The organism is Priestia megaterium NBRC 15308 = ATCC 14581, from assembly GCF_000832985.1.
Taxonomy (GTDB): domain Bacteria; phylum Bacillota; class Bacilli; order Bacillales; family Bacillaceae_H; genus Priestia; species Priestia megaterium.
On the sequence record NZ_CP009920.1, the window covers coordinates 3,463,680 to 3,479,648 of the forward strand.

Consider the following 15,969-nt stretch of genomic DNA (forward strand, 5'->3'; position numbering starts at 1 on the left):
CACATTTTATAATGATACACTATTGAAGTCAATTTATATGCTTCTAGTATACCCGCTCTTATGTGCTGTCACTCACAAAAAAATGCATACACTTCTTACCATCGGCTTAGCGTGATTGACGAGATGTAAAATAAGCTTCAATTCGATCACAGGCTTCACGCAGCGTGTTCATGGAATACGCATACGACAGGCGTACATATCCTTCCCCGTGGGAAGAAAAAGCGCTGCCGGGTACTAGTGCAACACCTGCTTCTTTTACTAACTCCAGGGCAAAATCAAATGAATTGCTGTGGAAGTTCTGAATAGAAGGGAAGATATAAAAAGCACCCGTCGGCTTTTCTACGTCAAATCCCATGTTTACTAATCGGTCATACACATAATTCAGCCTTTGTTCGTATTCTTTTTTCATATCCACCGCATCGTTTTTACCTGCTGTCAGTGCCTCGAGTGCAGCTGCTTGAGAGACAGAAGAAGCACAGCTCACGTTGTATTGATGAACTTTTAATATATGTTTGGCTAAATAAGAAGGAGCAAATAAAAGGCCAATTCGCCAGCCCGTCATAGAATGAGACTTTGATACTCCGTTAATAACAATTGTTTTCTCTCTCATAGAGGAAATGGAGGCAATGGACTGATGTTTTTTATCAAAAACGAGCTCGCTGTATATTTCATCAGATAGTACAAAAATATTTTTATCGCTTAAAAGAGCGGCAATTTCTTCTAATTCTTGCTGGGACAACGTCACTCCTGTAGGGTTAGACGGATAAGGTAAGATGACGCATCTTGTTTTAGACGTCAGATGTTGTTGGATTAAATCCGCTGTTAGTCGAAATCCTGTTTCGGTTGTATCAATATGTACAGGTTTAGCGCCGTTTAACCGGATAAGCGGTTCGTATCCTGGGTAAACAGGTCCAGGTAAAATAACTTCAGAATCTTCTTCTAAAATGGTGCGAAGAGCAATGTCAATTGCTTGACTAGCTCCAATGGTCACAATCACTTCATCCGCTGGGTTATAGTGCAAGTCATATTTTTCTTTGACAAATTGAGCTGCTGCCTCGCGCAGTTCTATTGTTCCAGCATTGTGGGTATAAGAAGTTTGGTTACCATCAATTGCAGATTTTGCCGCTTCTTTTACATGCTGTGGTGTTAAGAAATCAGGTTGTCCAATTGTGAGGGATAAAACATCTTGGTATTGTGAGACCATATTATAAAATGTACGTATTCCTGATAGTTCAATTTCTTTGACACGTTTATTGATTAAGTGCTCCATGGTTTCAAATCCTTCCGCGTATTTTCAACTCATTTTATCTTATCACAATGAAAATAGGTAAAAAACCACTATTTGCGCATTTTGCAAATAGTGGTTTTAAGTTAGGCGTTATATAGCTTATTATAAGCAGTTGTTAGTTCATAAAATTGTTCTTCGTCTCTGTTATCTAACGCATCGTCGATAAGAGATTTCAAATGCTGTTTATTAAAGTTTGTACTCATAGTCGTTAAAATACGATCAGCTTCTTTCGCGTAATAGTGTTGGTAAGGTGTGTACTGAGATGAGTGAGGATAGTGATTCATATTTTTGCGATAAGAACTCATAACATAAACCTCCTTTTTTAAAATAAAACGCAGCTTCTATTACTTGAAATGTACCCTTTCTATATAGTTGTTAACCCTGTTTTTAGCTGCGAATGTGCTGAGGTATGTGTTAGGAAATCAGAGGTTCCTCGCTTCACGTTCAATTCTAGATTCAAAATAATAAGCGCATAAAAAGACCTGCATATATATGCAGGTCTTGTATATTAGTCAGTGTGTATTTGGCCTTCACGCCAATAAACGGGGGAAACGTAGCCAAAATCAACTTCATGATCGTCCAATGTTACAACGCAGTGATCAGAGCCTTCTTGTTCTTTAATATCTTGATATACAGCTTCTTCTACGTTTTCAATAATGGTCATTTCATTATCGTCATTAAAAAGAATGACGGAGCCTTTCATATTACGAACACCTTCTTTTAAGATTATTCATTCACTTTGTGTAGTATAAACCGTTTTGGCTGTAGAGTCCACAGCTATCTTCGATTTCTTGTTAAAAATTTGTGAACAGGCTTTTAGGAATGAATAAGAAACCCTCTAAATAGAAGAGTAACCGACTTGTCTATTCTTTCTTGAAGGGTAGCAGAGTCGGGTTGGTTGGTACACCAGTAAAGAAGTGTGCCAAAAAAATTAAGTATAGCAATAGAAGCCATTTCTTCGGCAGGGATATCGACTATAAGTTCACCTCGGTCTTGTCCTGTTTGAAAAACTTTTGTAAAATGAGCACGCATTTTTTCAATTTGAAGAATTTCGGATTGTTGAAAGGAACTGTTGGTAATAGCAATATGAAACCAAGAACGGATTAGGTGAGGGTTCGCTTCTTCGTTTGATTGTGCTAGTAATAAAAACAGTTGTTTAACAATGGCAGCAGTTGATTCTTCTGTTTGAAGGAGCTGTTCTAATTTGTAGGAGATACGGTTTGTAAAATTAATTCCAAGGTAGTGAAGAACTTCTTCTTTTGTTTTGAAGTAATTAAAAAATGTTCCCTTTGCTACACCCGCTTCATGGGTAATTTGAGACACAGTCGTTTTTTGATATCCCTGCTGTTGGAATAAAGAGATAGCGGCTTTTTGGATGCGTTTTTTTGTTTCTTCTTTTTGTAATCCTCTGTTCATAAATTACACCTCGTTCGAATAGGAGTAGTCGTTTGACTCAAGTTCATAAGCTAGTATAGAGAAGTAAAGTAGAGCAATTAAAAAACTGAGCAGAGGATGAGACGAAAGGGATCGGCGCTCATGTTTTTATATAGTATATAATATTCTGTTAATTCATAAAACAATATTTTATGTATATGTTTTAGGGAAAAAGGATAACAAAATAAGAAAATTTTTCTTTACGGATATAAGAGGCGCTCACTATAATGGGAAATATGGACTATTAGATAAACAGGTGAGATGAGAGGAGTAAGTATATGAATCCAGATAAAGGAATACTGTTGGAAAGTGGTACAAACGAACTGGAAATTGTCGAATTTGAGATAGGAAATGTTTGGTTTGGCATTAATGTAGTAAAAGTTAGAGAGATTATTAATCCCGTATCTATTACACCTGTTCCCAATGCGCATTCTTACATAGAAGGTATTATAGAGCTAAGAGGGGAAGTACTTCCTGTTGTTGACATAGCAAAAGCATTAAAAATGGAACCTTCAAATACGCCGGAAAAAGATAAGTTAATTGTTACAGAGTTCAATCAGCAAAAAATTGTCTTTCATACCCATGCAGTGACGCAAATTCACCGTATTTCTTGGAAAGAAATTGAGAAGCCTTCAGATTTGTATCAAGGTTTGGAAACGCAGATTACTGGAGTGGTAAAATTACACGGTCAAATGATTCTGCTGTTAGACTTTGAAAAGCTGATTTCTGACGTGAACCCTGATGCGGGTATTAATCAGTCGAAAATCAAAAAGCTAGGGGCTAGGGAGCGCTCTAATAAAAAGATTGTCGTAGCTGAAGACTCACCGCTGCTGCGCCGAATGATTGAAGATACTCTTGCACAAGCAGGTTATGAGAACACGGAATTTTTTGAGAACGGTGAGGAAGCGTGGAACTATCTGAGCTCAGTGATCGATGAAGGTGTGGAAATCAGTGATCAAGTCCAGCTGCTTATTACAGATATAGAAATGCCGCAAATGGATGGGCATCATTTAACTAAAAAAGTGAAAGAAAATCCTCAGCTTTCTATACTTCCAGTCATTATCTTCTCTTCTCTTATCACAGAAGATTTACGTCACAAGGGAAAGATGGTAGGAGCGGAAGGACAAGTAAGTAAGCCGGAAATCGGAGAGCTTGTTGAGTTGATCGATCTCTATATTTTGTAGGATCACAAAAAAGTGCCTGAAAGCAGATTGCTCCACTTCAGGCACTTTTTTAAAAATAACTTTTACCCAGCGGTTTAAACACAGGTGCTTGCCGTTTTCTTGGAGTCGAAACAGGGCTTTTCGCCGGCTGTACGAGATGACCCGTATATTTAGATAATAAGCGCTTCGCATAAGATAATGACATAGTCGTTTTGGGATTTCGATACTGATGGTTTAAATGGCCGAGGTGTGATAACTCTTTGAAGTCTTCTTTCTTTGGAGGCATATGGAAAAAGTAGTCTCCAACTGATACAAGTACATCTGATTTTTGTTGACTTTTACCAGGGTTTGGCGAAAAGTGAAGTCCTTCTTTTTTGGCTTTTCCTTCTAAAATTAGTTGATCTAATGCAATTTTCTTTAACGTATATAACTGCTTAGGATCAGGAGCAGCTTTTGCGTGACGATTTACAGTGAAAATAGCTTGTGCAATCTCAGATACAGACGGGGTCAAAGAGCCTTGTCCATTTGCTTGAGACATACGTTCACTCCCTTTCTATCATATCAGCTGTTCAACCTATAAGGTGAAAGCTGATACGTTCATTATAGCGTGTCTTGTCCCATTTGAAAATAATTACACGAAGAAGTATTTTGGTAATTAATGAAATTTCCTATGTATAGGGTTTGTTTTGTTACGCTTCCTTATACAAGTAAAGTGGAACAGCACGCCATACTTTCTATTTTAAAAAAATGCTGCTCCCACAGTTAAACCATCATTGATTAGTAAATCCCGAACTATTGAGCCATTCGTCGAGAAGGTCGAATATAAACACCAGTCCCATTTGGCACAATTTGAGCTAGCTCATTTACTTGGGCATTATACATGCGAATGCATCCTTTGGATACGGCTTTTCCAATAGAACTTGGATCATTTGTTCCGTGAATGCCATATGACTTTTTAGACAAGCTTAGCCACATTGTGCCAAAAGGCCCCCCGGGGTTTGGCTCCCGGTTAACGATAACAAAGTCTCCAGTAGGGGTTGTGCTCAGCATTTTTCCTGCTGCAATGGGATAGACTTTTTGTATGATATTATTTCTTCGTAATTCAAGCTGCTTTTCAGCAATAAACACGTGGATCGTGTAAGGAATGAGCTCTTTATCAGGGAGGTTTGGAATGATGATTACTTGCCCAGGCTTCAGCGTACTATGGCTTACAAAAGGATTAGCCATCCACAGATCTTCAACCGGAGTCCGGTAGTCACCTGAAACGCTTTGCCAGGTTTCACCGCGCTTTACTATATATCTCATTAACTTCGCTCCTTTGATATATGACTATGTTGTAACAGTATACGGTTGAAAAAAGTAAAAGTGACCTTTGTGAGCATAAAGTTATTTTGAAAAAGGTGTTGAAATTACATTGACTTATAAACATGGACTGATTGATATAGGCTCAAATACGATACGCCTTGTTATTTATGAATACAAAAAAGGCAGAGGATTTAAGCAAGTTGAAAACGTGAAAGTAGCTGCACGGCTTCGAAATTATTTAAGTAAAGAAGGAATGTTAACGGCTAAAGGAATATATACCTTGCTTGATACGCTTAAAACGTTTGGAGTTATTATCAAGCATCAGCAGCTGCCGCACGTTACCTGTGTGGCCACAGCTACCATTCGTCAAGCGGCTAATGCAAAAGAAGTTCTAGATCTTGTAAAAAAAGAAACGGGCTTTTCTATTCAACTATTGTCTGAATATGAAGAAGCATATTACGGCTTTGTTGCCGTTATTCATTCTACTTCGATCGAAGAAGCCATTACAATTGACATTGGTGGGGGAAGTACGGAAGTTACGTATTTTCGCAATCGAGAGTTAGTGCAGTACCACAGCTTTCCGTTCGGTGCCTTATCTCTGCGTCTGCAGTTCGTCAAAGGCAATATTCCCACTGCAGAAGAAAAAGTAAAAATCCGCGATTTCCTGATCCGGTATTTCCATGCTGTCCCGTGGCTTTTAAATCGCCAAGTTCCGATTGTGGCAATTGGAGGAAGTGCAAGAAGTATGGTGCAAGTGCATCAAGGTTTTATCCACTATCCTCTCGCCGGGCTGCATCAATATGAAATGAATTTAGCTGATATATTGCATGTGAAATCCGCTATAGGCTCATTGTCTTATCACAATCTTCAAAAGCTAGACCGCTTGTCAAAAGATCGTGCGGATACAATTTTGCCAGCGATTGAAGTATTTCAATCATTATATGAAACAGTCAACGCGACTCGCTTCATCTTAAGTCGCAAAGGCTTAAGAGAAGGGGTGTTATTTAAGGAAGCGTCTGATGCTAATATCCAGCCAATGTACCCCGATGTCATACAGCAAAGTTTTCAAGAAATAATGGAAGAGTTTGAAATAAATAAAGATTATGTCAAACAGCTTACCCGCACAGCTATTATGATTTTTCAGCATCTTAAGGAGCAGGGACCAGTTGATTTAAAAGAGGATGACTTAGCGCTTCTTATAAAAGCTGCGCAAGTGTATGATATAGGAGAGTATATTGATGCGGAATCAAGCAGCCAGCATACGTTTTATGTGCTTGCTAATCGTACAATCGATGGAATTTCACATAAAGAACGTTTAAAGCTGGCACTTGTTTCTTCATATAAAGGGAAGTCTTCTTTTAGGCAATATGTTGCTCCTTTTAAAAAGTGGTTAACAAAAAAAGAACAAAAAAAAGTCCAGCTGCTCGGTGCGGTTTTAAAAATAGCTGACGGTTTACATGCAACAAAGCGAAATATTATTCAACATATTGACATGAAAAGCGATGAAAACACAGTTACGATTAAACTATTATGTACAAAAACCTTTCGTCCTGAACAATATCAGGCTGAAAAACAGAAAAAGCATCTAGAAAAAGTAGTGGAAAAAAATATTGTTCTTGAATTTGCTAAGCTTTAGAATAACGCTGAATCGGTTAGAATATTCAGTATAGCTAACTAGATTAAATCCATTATCCTGGAAGGTGAGGCTAATGTTAGAAAGTAATCGCACTTATAAGCAAACCATACAAGTGGCTGATTCAGCTTATTACAATAATCGTGAATTGAGCTGGCTGGCTTTTAACAAGCGGGTGCTGGAAGAAGCAGTAGATACGAAAAACCCTTTGCTTGAGCGGTTTAGATTTCTAGGAATTTTCAGTTCAAATTTGGATGAGTTTTTTATGATTCGGGTAGCCGGATTAAAAGATCAAGTGAAAGCTGGATTTAGCAAACCTGAAAACAAAGCAGGCTTAACTCCTAAACAGCAGCTATTTTCTATCTCCAAACAAAACCACGATCTAATCAAGCAGCAGTATGATACGTATATTCATACACTTCTTCCCGAATTACAGAAATACGGCGTGGAAATCATTGCGGTTGAAAAGCTGGAGAAATCAAATCTAGATAAGCTTGAACAGTATTTTGACGAGCAAATCTTTCCCGTATTAACTCCTATGGCTATTGATACCTACCGGCCGTTTCCTATGTTGATGAATAAAAGCTTGAACTTAGCAGTCGTCCTTTCAGAAAATTTAAATGATGAGCAGCAAATTGCTGAAATAAAAGGAAGGCTAGCTATCGTTCAAGTACCTTCGATGCTAACGCGCTACATTGAAATAGCCACATCAGATTCTACCCGTCTATTTGTATTGCTAGAGGATGTGATTGCCTATTTTATTAAGAAGTTGTTTAAGGGATATCGCGTTTCTTCCGTTTCTCAATTTCGAATTACCCGCAACGCAGATATGACTATTCACGAAGAAGACGCTCAAGATTTACTAAAAGAAATTGAAGAAGAATTGCAGAAGCGAAAATGGGGAGCGGCTGTTCGTCTTGAGATTAAGAGTCCATATGATCAGGGTGTACTAGCGTATTTAAAGTCAGTACTTGAAATTGACGATGAAGATGTGTATGAGATCGAAGGACAGCTGGATTTAACCAGTTTATTTTCGTTTTATAGATTACTTAAATCTACGCATGAAGAGTTGGCTGAAAAAGCCTTTATTCCTAAGCTTACAACAGAGTTACACCCGGATCAAAATATTTTCGATCAAATGATTCAAAGAGATATTTTGCTTCACCATCCTTATGAATCGTTTAAGCCGGTACTCGATTTTGTTAACGGTGCAGCAGACGATGAAAATGTGCTTGCTATTAAGCAAACGTTATACAGGGTAAGCGGAGATTCTCCCGTTATTAAAGCATTAAAACGAGCGGCTGCAAAAGGTAAACAAGTGACGGTACTAGTTGAACTAAAAGCGAGGTTTGATGAAGAGAATAATGTGCAATGGGCTAAAGAGCTAGAGCGGGCAGGGTGCCACGTGATATATGGAATGACGCATTTAAAAACGCATGGTAAAATTACGCTCGTGGTGAGAAGAGAAGGAGAGCATATTAAACGGTTTGTTCATCTTGGTACTGGGAATTACAACGATGCCACAGCAAAGATCTATACGGATATAAGTCTTTTTACTGTCAACCGAAACATCGGGATAGATGCGGCCAATTTTTTTAATTACTTAAGTGGCTATACGCAAAAACCAGTATATCATCATTTATCCGTTGCACCATTTGATATAAGAAATGATTTTTTGCACCTCATTGATCAGGAAATCCATTATCATAGACGGTATGGCAATGGAAGAATCATTGGGAAAATGAACTCATTGACGGATAAAATTTTAATTATGAAGCTATATGAAGCTTCTATAGCTGGTGTGACAATCGAACTCATTGTTAGAGGAGCGTGCTGCTTGCGCCCTCAAATTCAAGGCGTTAGCGAGAATATAAGAGTAAGAAGCATTGTCGGACGATTTTTAGAGCATAGCCGAATCTATTATTTTCATCATAATAAACAGGAAAAGTTTTTCTTTTCATCTGCAGATATGATGACAAGAAATATGGTGAAACGAGTAGAAATTTTATTTCCTATCTTGGATACACATTTGAAAAAAAAAGTGTGGAAGTGGCTTGAAGTTATGCTTGCTGATAATGTAAAAGCACGAGAACAAGACCAAGAAGGGAATTATCATTACGTCATAAAAAAAGACCATGAGCTCTCTATTAATAGTCAAGAGATTTTTTGTCAATATGCTCTTTGCGACGATCAAGAATAACATAAAAAAAGCCGAGTGCTCGGCTTTTTAGTCATGTTATTATCTAGGAATGGGACCAACAGGACCGTATCCAGGTCCGTAGTATGTGTTATAAACAGGAGCACCGCCTCCATAGCCGGCACCAGGGTAGCCTCCTCCAGGAAATCCACCGCCGTAAAACGGAACTGGATAAGGATAAGGTGGTGGACAGCACCCAGGTCTGCCTCCAAAACCGCCAACAGCTAGTCCGCCAAGCAGCCCACCAGCTAAGCCAGCAACAAAAGGAAATCCAAAAAAGCGCTCGTCGCCATTTGGAATATTACGATATCCTGTATAGGGATATTGATAGTACATATTTTAACCTCCTTGTCAGTTGTCTTTGTAGTGTATGGCTGAACAGAAGTTTTTGAGCCTGGTTTATTTCTTTAAGACTAGAATTAGGCGGTCATGATCAGCTAAAAAAAGACAATCAACATAAAAACGCCCTGTAAGGGCGTTTTTATGTTGATTGCAGGGTGAAAAGCGTAATTTCAGGCGTAGCTAAAAAACGAAAAGGAATGCGAGTGGTTCCTAAGCCTCTATTCACATAAAGCTTCATTTTAGAATCTCCAACTTCGTACATTCCTTCAGGGTAAACCGTCCCAAAGGGCGGTGTAATCAAAGGACCGTAAAAAGGAATTTGAATTTGGCCTCCATGACTATGGCCGGAGAGCTGAAGATCCACTGGAAAAGGAGCTGCTTTGACAGCAACGTCAGGTTCATGAATCATAGCAATAGAAAAAATATCCGGCTGTAATTGCCCTAGTGTTCCTTCATATTGTGGATTCCCAAGCATAATATCATCGAGTCCACAAATATGAATGTAGCTTTTATCAGGCATGAATACCGTGTCAACTTCATTTACTAAAAGTCTAAATCCTGCGTCTTCAATGGCTTGTTTATAGATATTTGTTCCATATCCTCCGTGATCATGGTTACCATATATGGCATACTTTCCAAGAGGAGCCTGAAGCCTCTGTAAAATCGGGGGAATTCTTTCTGGATGTGGGTATTCATTAGGTACATCCATTAAATCTCCGGTAAATAATATAATAGTAGGCTTCAAATTATTTATGGTCACCATAAGCTGTTCTAGTTGTAATAAATCATAAGAGAGTCCAAGATGAATATCACTAAATTGTAAAATTTTTATTCCGTTAAAGCTTTTCGGAATATTTTTAGAAGTAATTGTATGACGAACAATTTGCAGACGTCTAGGCTCAATATATTTGGCATATGTATACCCAAAAGACGTGGTGAGCAAAGACCCTAACGAAATAGACGCTAGTCCTTTCAAAAAAGATCGTCTTGTATACGTCTTTTTCATGCAAAATCAACCTATTCCTTATAGTTTTCAAGTTTTAATTATAGCATTGTTTTTTTTATCCTCACAACGAGAAGTCTGCTTTTAAGTTAAATAGATAAAAGTTTCACTTTATTCAGAAAAAATAGTAAAATGATAGTTGTACAACACTTATGTTTTGGGGAGGAATATAAATTGAAGAACAAGGTCGTAATTGTTACTGGCGGTTCAAGTGGCATGGGAAAACATATGGCGAAGCGATTTGCAGAACAAGGTGCTCATGTGGTAATTACAGGTAGATCAGCCGATCGATTACAAGAGACAGAAAATGAAATTAAAACGTTTGATGGACAGGTACTTTCAGTGGTGATGGATGTACGCAATCCAGAAGATGTGGAGCGCATGGTTCAAGAAACGGACAAGGCATTTGGACAAATTGATTTTTTAGTTAACAATGCTGCAGGCAATTTTATATGTGCAGCTGAAGACTTATCCATTAACGGATGGAACAGCGTAATTAATATCGTATTAAATGGTACATTTTATTGCAGTTCCGCAGTAGGAAAATATTGGATCAATAAAGGCGCAAAAGGGGCCATTACAAACATTGTAGCTACATATGCCTGGAACGCAGGAGCAGGTGTTATTCATTCAGCTTGTGCCAAGTCAGGAGTTTTAACCATGACGCGCACGCTCGCAGTAGAGTGGGGGAAGAAATATGGTATACGAGTAAATGCGATTGCACCGGGGCCGATCGAGCGAACAGGAGGAGCCGATAAATTATTTGAGTCAGAAAAAATGAAAGCGCGTACATTGGATTCTGTACCATTAGGACGCCTTGGAACTCCTGAGGAAATAGCAGGATTAGCTAGTTTCTTATTCTCCGATGAAGCGTCTTATATCAATGGGGAATGCATTACAATGGACGGGGGACAGTGGCTAAATCAGCATCCTTTTTAAGTTTGGATACGCACTAAAAAGTACAAAGCAATCCGAGAAGGACTAGCAAAATTATGCTATTCGTATTATACTAACGTAAAGTGAACAAGGAGAGGGGAGAGTTGAGTGGACCCGTTAGATGTATTAACAAACATAGAGAAAACTCTTCCGTATTATCAAGCAATTTTTAGTGCAGATGGACATAGAGTAATTGGCTATGAAGTGTTGGCGAGGTTTCAAAATGAAGGGGAAATTGAAAGTCTCGGCCCATTCTTTCATGATGATGCGATTCCGGATGAATATCGCATAGAAGTTGATTATGCTGTTTTAACACAAGCGCTCGAGCATATGTTGACCCAGGAAGAACAATTTTTAATTTTTATTAATCAGAACCCTAATTTATTAATGAACGATCATGGAGAATCCTTGCTGGAATTATTGCAACTTTTCGAAAATAAAGGATTATCGCTTGATCGAATTGTTCTCGAAATTACAGAACACAATTTTAGTGGAGATTTGGAATCACTTCAACACTTACTAAAGTATTATCAAACATATGGTATTAAGATTGCAATTGATAATATAGGAAAAGAAAGTAGTAATCTAGACAGGATTGGGTTGCTTTCACCAGATATCTTAAAAGTAGATTTACATATTCTGAGACAAACGGACATGGCGCAGTCGTATCAAGACGTATTGTATTCTTTATCTCTGTTAGCAAGAAAAATGGGTGCTACGCTTCTATACGAAGATATAGAAGCCTCCTATCAGCTGCAATATGCATGGAGAAACGGAGGCAGGTATTTTCAAGGTTATTATTTACATAAGCCGGCTGCTGAACTTGTCGATCCCAACATCTTAAAGGATAAACTAAAGGAACGTTTTGAAATGTATATCGCTCACGAAAAGAAAAAGCTGCTTGCTGTTTACCAGCTGACAGAACGTTTTCAAGATAAAATGCAGCAGGTAATGACAAAGTGCAGAAAGTTAGAAACGTATGACGATATGCTGCCTGTTATTGCAGAAGAACTATCCAACGTGTGTTTTCGCCTTTACATCTGCGATGAAAATGGATTTCAAAAGTCTTCTAACTATGTAAAGAAAAACGAGGATTGGATTCTTGAACCTGAATATGTAAAGAAAAATTGGAGCTGGCGCCCATATTTTCTTGAGAATATTATTCGAATGAGCTATGAAAAAAAAGGCATATTATCAGATTTGTATAATGATATTGAAACAGGTGAGAATATCCGAACTTTTTCGTATCCAATTGATAATATGCACTATATATTCCTTGATATTTCATATTCTTTTTTATACGAAAGAGACGTTTTGTAGAGAATAAATAAGTTGAAGTTAAACCGGCAACCAGCAAAAGTGGTTGCCGGTTTTTTATGTTTTTTTTAAAGGAGAACGACAGTCGGTTATAGGGATATGCATAGGCAGGGGAAATTTCGGAATTCTAATAAAAAAGAAGTTAAGGAGCTGATTTAATTTGAAGAAAATATGCTTACTTGTCTTTTTGCTGATTGTCTTGTACTCAGGAAAATCTGTTCATGCAGAAGTATCAGGAGAGATTAGGCATGAAATCTTTATAAATTTGCAGGACGCTTATCAGGCTCAGCTAAGAGCTGCGTCTGCCCATACTAATCAAGACGCTGTTCGTGAGCTGAAATTGTTTTTAGATGATGAGTATGCATCTGTGTTTTTTAATGAGGCTCTCTTACAAAAAGCTCAAGGGTATGTCGGAGAGGGACCTGAATATTTAACACATTACATCCCTTTCTTTTCTTTTGATGAACAGACGAAGGTAGCTCTTCATTCCGACCAAAACAAAGCTTATGTCTATCAATTTTTTCCGGCTGTGCATAATGAACGGGTAAAATACCAAGATCATTACGAAATGATCACGTTAGTAAAAAAACAGGGGAAATGGAAAGTGCAAAAGTTTATATATAGTAAGAAACACTCAAAATAGCCGAGGAAAGCTTATTTTGAGTGTTTCTGTTATCCGATGTTAAGAAGCTTCTCAAGCGCTTGAAGGTCAAATCCTCTGATAATTTCCTGGTCAACACGAATGGTCGGAGTGGAATAAGACTCTAACTCAGTAGTCATTCGTTTTCGAGCAGAAGCATCTTTAGATACGTCAAATTCTTTATAGGAAACGTGATGATGCTGTAAAAACTGTTTAACAATTTCGCAAGGTGGGCAAGCTGGTTGTGTGTACAACTCTATAGATCTCAATGAAAGCACCTCCCTATATTAAAATGAATGGTGTTAAAGTAGAATGAAGTTTTGTATGATACATAGTATATCGCTATGTTATTATAATAAAAAACGACATATATCGCTATAATAAGGCATTTTCTTATGAAAAATCACGTAAAGTACTTGTGTTTTTTTAGTATGTGGCATATAGTGAAATGGTGTCTTTTAAGTATTAGTTTAGATAACGTATTTATTTGAATTGATATTGTAGAAAAGTCGAATGCGTAATGATGTAATAGGTGAAAGGAGAGATTATATGTCACAATTACAAGGTATTTTAACTCGTCTTGTGAATCTCCGTGAGCAAGCAAGTGGAAGTGAAGCGCCACAACGCTTCTTCGAAGTAGAGGGAAAAAGAATTTGCAGCGTGAAATATCATGCAAAAACTGAAACATACGAACTTGAAGTATATCAAGATGGTGAAAAGCCAGCCGTTTATCAATTTGATAACGTTGATATGATTGCAATTGAAATTTTTGAACTTATTCATTAAGGGATAAAGCAAAACGAATGCCGCAAAGGATTTTATACTTTGCGGTATTTTTTTGTTACTGCGTATGGAGTTTTTGCGGTGGCTTCCGCCCTATTTTCCCGAGAAATATCGACAAAGTGATAGCGGATTTTCTGATAAATAGAAGGAACGGGTCGAATGCTGTAAAAAAATCAAAATAAAAAATTCAGATAATTATGAACTTTCGTTGACACTTGTTTTAAAAAAATCTAGACTTAACATATAAGGGAGAACATCGATTGTGTCTGTTTCTATTCCCTCTTAAAGATTCGCATTTACGTAAGCAAGCTATTTTCATTTTGTAGCTTGTTCTTTTTCTCTTTACACACGTGGAAGTTATGAGAAATGGAAGGAGAATGTATAAATGATTGATATTGATCACAATCAGTTAAATCAAATTGAACTTCGAGATTTGCTTGTCACTTCTGATAAAGTTGCTCATGTTCAAGTGGGAAATAATTTAGAACATGCTTTGCTTGTGTTAACAAAGACTGGCTATACGTCCATTCCCGTATTAAATCCAAGGTTTCAGCTGCAGGGGTTCGTGAGTATGACGCTTATTTTAGATTCGATTTTAGGATTAAAGCGCATTGAATTTGAACGATTAGAAACCATGAAAGTAGAAGAAGTTATGAATCAAAATGTTCCTCGTGTCTCCATGAAAAAATCCGTATTAAAAGTCATAAATGCCATGATTAACCATCCTTTTTTGTGCGTAGAGAATGAAGATGGCATTTTTGAAGGGATTTTAACACGAAGAAATTTGTTAAAGTCATTAAGAAGGCAGTCCATCATTCTCCCGAAAGAGTTATTTCAATAATTTTTTTAAGAAATCGTGTTTCAGCCTATCTTTCTCCGTTTTTTTCTTATATGATAAAGGTAAAATGAAAGTAAAAAGAGGCTTGAAAGGAATAACTGAATGCAATTAATAGAATGTCGAATGCTCGTTGTATTAGCTCAAGAATTAAATATGAGAAAAGCTGCAGAGAGATTATTTGTATCACAACCAGCTTTATCACAGAGGCTGCAAACCATTGAAAAAGCATGGGATACACAAATCTTCATTCGTTCGCAAAAAGGACTGTCATTAACGCCTGCTGGAGAAAAGATTGTTCAATTTGCAAAAGAAGTGGTAGAAAAAGAAGATCGGGTTCGTGAGGACTTGCATCATTTAGATAATGAGGTATATGGTACACTCAAATTAGCGGTGGCTTCGATTATTGGACAGCACTGGCTGCCGGCGGTGTTAAAACGCTATATGGATCGTTACCCACATGCTAAAATCTCTCTTGTAACCGGATGGAGCAGTGAAATGCTTCGCTATCTGTACGAAGATGAGGTACATATTGGAATCATACGCGGAAATCCGGATTGGAAAGGTGTCAAAGAACATTTGTTTACAGATCCTCTTTACCTAGTTGATTCAGAAATTGAAAGGGCAGCGGAAGTAGTAAATACTCATCGACCATTTATTCAATTTAAAAGTGACTCAACGTATTATCAAGAAATTTTAGAATGGTGGCATCGAGAGTTTCATACTACACCGAAGCGTACGATTGTAGTGGATCAGATTGAGACGTGTAAGCAAATGGCTTTAAATGGTCTTGGCTTCGCTATTTTACCATCGATTGCTATTAAAGAAGCTGGAAGCCATATTCACCGGACGCCGCTTCTGAAAGCAAATGGAGAGCCAATTACGCGAGACACTTCTTTAGTTGGATATGAATCAGCGTTTAAGCTGAAGCAAGTTCGAGCATTTGTTGATATTGTACGTGAATATGTAAGAGAAACGGTCTAAAGCGAGCCTAGATGCTCGCTTTTTTTATTTGCAATCGTTATCTTTTTATTAAAACGATAATGATGCTTGTCATTGTGAAAGCATTTTGTTACATTAAATGAGACATTGC

The 15,969-nt window shown here is 37.7% G+C and carries 18 protein-coding genes; 9 read left to right on the forward strand and 9 right to left on the reverse strand.

The genetic code is table 11. The features are described from left to right. Positions 1-106 precede the first annotated feature (106 nt). From BG04_RS18015 to BG04_RS18030, 4 genes are all read right to left on the reverse strand, one after another. Positions 107-1,270: an aminotransferase A gene (locus BG04_RS18015; RefSeq protein WP_034653497.1), complete on the reverse strand. Its 1,164-nt coding sequence runs from the start codon at positions 1,268-1,270 to the stop codon at positions 107-109. A 101-nt stretch (positions 1,271-1,371) separates the two neighbouring features. Further along, the gene (locus BG04_RS18020; protein WP_013082268.1) at positions 1,372-1,593 is read right to left on the reverse strand and encodes an IDEAL domain-containing protein; all 222 of its coding nucleotides are present in this window, start codon (positions 1,591-1,593) and stop codon (positions 1,372-1,374) included. 203 nt (positions 1,594-1,796) lie between these two features. Beyond that, complete coding sequence (locus tag BG04_RS18025; protein ID WP_013056022.1) at positions 1,797-1,991, reverse strand: hypothetical protein; 195 nt, start codon at positions 1,989-1,991, stop codon at positions 1,797-1,799. 113 nt (positions 1,992-2,104) lie between these two features. Beyond that, positions 2,105-2,704: a TetR/AcrR family transcriptional regulator gene (locus tag BG04_RS18030; RefSeq protein ID WP_013082269.1), complete on the reverse strand. Its 600-nt coding sequence runs from the start codon at positions 2,702-2,704 to the stop codon at positions 2,105-2,107. A gap of 296 nt (positions 2,705-3,000) precedes the next feature. Between BG04_RS18030 and BG04_RS18035 the strand changes: the two genes are divergently transcribed. Next, positions 3,001-3,906 (forward strand): chemotaxis protein, encoded by a 906-nt coding sequence (locus BG04_RS18035; protein ID WP_016763419.1) that lies wholly within the window; start codon positions 3,001-3,003, stop codon positions 3,904-3,906. 49 nt (positions 3,907-3,955) lie between these two features. Here the strand turns inward: BG04_RS18035 and BG04_RS18040 are convergent, their stop codons facing one another. Both BG04_RS18040 and BG04_RS18045 read right to left on the reverse strand, forming a co-directional pair. Continuing rightward, positions 3,956-4,423 (reverse strand): YkyB family protein, encoded by a 468-nt coding sequence (locus BG04_RS18040; RefSeq protein ID WP_013056025.1) that lies wholly within the window; start codon positions 4,421-4,423, stop codon positions 3,956-3,958. Between the two features lie 254 nt (positions 4,424-4,677). Then, entirely contained in the window at positions 4,678-5,190 is a 513-nt protein-coding gene (locus tag BG04_RS18045; protein WP_034653493.1) for a L,D-transpeptidase family protein, read from the reverse strand. A gap of 109 nt (positions 5,191-5,299) precedes the next feature. Here BG04_RS18045 and BG04_RS18050 point away from each other — a divergent pair, with 109 nt between their 5' ends. Both BG04_RS18050 and BG04_RS18055 read left to right on the forward strand, forming a co-directional pair. Further along, complete coding sequence (locus BG04_RS18050; protein WP_034653490.1) at positions 5,300-6,826, forward strand: Ppx/GppA family phosphatase; 1,527 nt, start codon at positions 5,300-5,302, stop codon at positions 6,824-6,826. Positions 6,827-6,899: 73 nt separating this feature from the next. Beyond that, on the forward strand, positions 6,900-9,023 hold the full coding sequence (locus tag BG04_RS18055; RefSeq protein WP_034653488.1) for an RNA degradosome polyphosphate kinase: 2,124 nt from the start codon (positions 6,900-6,902) through the stop codon (positions 9,021-9,023). Between the two features lie 39 nt (positions 9,024-9,062). Here the strand turns inward: BG04_RS18055 and BG04_RS18060 are convergent, their stop codons facing one another. Continuing rightward, entirely contained in the window at positions 9,063-9,356 is a 294-nt protein-coding gene (locus BG04_RS18060; protein WP_013082274.1) for a hypothetical protein, read from the reverse strand. 145 nt (positions 9,357-9,501) lie between these two features. Further along, positions 9,502-10,368, reverse strand: a complete 867-nt coding sequence (locus BG04_RS18065) for a metallophosphoesterase (protein ID WP_016763423.1) — start codon at positions 10,366-10,368, stop codon at positions 9,502-9,504. Between the two features lie 171 nt (positions 10,369-10,539). Here BG04_RS18065 and fadH point away from each other — a divergent pair, with 171 nt between their 5' ends. From fadH to BG04_RS18080, 3 genes are all read left to right on the forward strand, one after another. Continuing rightward, positions 10,540-11,304: a 2,4-dienoyl-CoA reductase gene (gene fadH / locus BG04_RS18070; protein WP_016763424.1), complete on the forward strand. Its 765-nt coding sequence runs from the start codon at positions 10,540-10,542 to the stop codon at positions 11,302-11,304. A gap of 105 nt (positions 11,305-11,409) precedes the next feature. Beyond that, positions 11,410-12,621, forward strand: coding sequence for an EAL domain-containing protein (locus BG04_RS18075; RefSeq protein WP_013056032.1), 1,212 nt, complete (start codon positions 11,410-11,412; stop codon positions 12,619-12,621). Positions 12,622-12,778: 157 nt separating this feature from the next. Then, positions 12,779-13,261 (forward strand): DUF3993 domain-containing protein, encoded by a 483-nt coding sequence (locus BG04_RS18080; RefSeq protein ID WP_034653485.1) that lies wholly within the window; start codon positions 12,779-12,781, stop codon positions 13,259-13,261. A 29-nt stretch (positions 13,262-13,290) separates the two neighbouring features. Here the strand turns inward: BG04_RS18080 and BG04_RS18085 are convergent, their stop codons facing one another. Continuing rightward, positions 13,291-13,527, reverse strand: coding sequence for a glutaredoxin domain-containing protein (locus BG04_RS18085; protein ID WP_013056034.1), 237 nt, complete (start codon positions 13,525-13,527; stop codon positions 13,291-13,293). A gap of 280 nt (positions 13,528-13,807) precedes the next feature. Here BG04_RS18085 and BG04_RS18090 point away from each other — a divergent pair, with 280 nt between their 5' ends. From BG04_RS18090 to BG04_RS18100, 3 genes are all read left to right on the forward strand, one after another. After that, complete coding sequence (locus BG04_RS18090) at positions 13,808-14,044, forward strand: YkuJ family protein (protein ID WP_013056035.1); 237 nt, start codon at positions 13,808-13,810, stop codon at positions 14,042-14,044. A 382-nt stretch (positions 14,045-14,426) separates the two neighbouring features. Continuing rightward, positions 14,427-14,882, forward strand: a complete 456-nt coding sequence (gene cbpB, locus BG04_RS18095; protein ID WP_013082279.1) for a cyclic-di-AMP-binding protein CbpB — start codon at positions 14,427-14,429, stop codon at positions 14,880-14,882. A gap of 99 nt (positions 14,883-14,981) precedes the next feature. Continuing rightward, positions 14,982-15,860: a transcriptional regulator CcpC gene (locus tag BG04_RS18100; RefSeq protein ID WP_013056037.1), complete on the forward strand. Its 879-nt coding sequence runs from the start codon at positions 14,982-14,984 to the stop codon at positions 15,858-15,860. Positions 15,861-15,969: the final 109 nt, after the last annotated feature.

Bases quoted from the DNA above. Each gene is read 5' to 3' on its own strand.
- BG04_RS18015 (WP_034653497.1), bottom strand. From the start codon at position 1,270: ATGGAGCACTTAATCAATAAACGTGTCAAAGAAATTGAACTATCAGGA.
- BG04_RS18020 (WP_013082268.1), bottom strand. From the start codon at position 1,593: ATGAGTTCTTATCGCAAAAATATGAATCACTATCCTCACTCATCTCAG.
- BG04_RS18025 (WP_013056022.1), bottom strand. From the start codon at position 1,991: ATGAAAGGCTCCGTCATTCTTTTTAATGACGATAATGAAATGACCATT.
- BG04_RS18030 (WP_013082269.1), bottom strand. From the start codon at position 2,704: ATGAACAGAGGATTACAAAAAGAAGAAACAAAAAAACGCATCCAAAAA.
- BG04_RS18035 (WP_016763419.1), top strand. From the start codon at position 3,001: ATGAATCCAGATAAAGGAATACTGTTGGAAAGTGGTACAAACGAACTG.
- BG04_RS18040 (WP_013056025.1), bottom strand. From the start codon at position 4,423: ATGTCTCAAGCAAATGGACAAGGCTCTTTGACCCCGTCTGTATCTGAG.
- BG04_RS18045 (WP_034653493.1), bottom strand. From the start codon at position 5,190: ATGAGATATATAGTAAAGCGCGGTGAAACCTGGCAAAGCGTTTCAGGT.
- BG04_RS18055 (WP_034653488.1), top strand. From the start codon at position 6,900: ATGTTAGAAAGTAATCGCACTTATAAGCAAACCATACAAGTGGCTGAT.
- BG04_RS18060 (WP_013082274.1), bottom strand. From the start codon at position 9,356: ATGTACTATCAATATCCCTATACAGGATATCGTAATATTCCAAATGGC.
- BG04_RS18065 (WP_016763423.1), bottom strand. From the start codon at position 10,368: ATGAAAAAGACGTATACAAGACGATCTTTTTTGAAAGGACTAGCGTCT.
- BG04_RS18090 (WP_013056035.1), top strand. From the start codon at position 13,808: ATGTCACAATTACAAGGTATTTTAACTCGTCTTGTGAATCTCCGTGAG.
- cbpB (WP_013082279.1), top strand. From the start codon at position 14,427: ATGATTGATATTGATCACAATCAGTTAAATCAAATTGAACTTCGAGAT.
- BG04_RS18100 (WP_013056037.1), top strand. From the start codon at position 14,982: ATGCAATTAATAGAATGTCGAATGCTCGTTGTATTAGCTCAAGAATTA.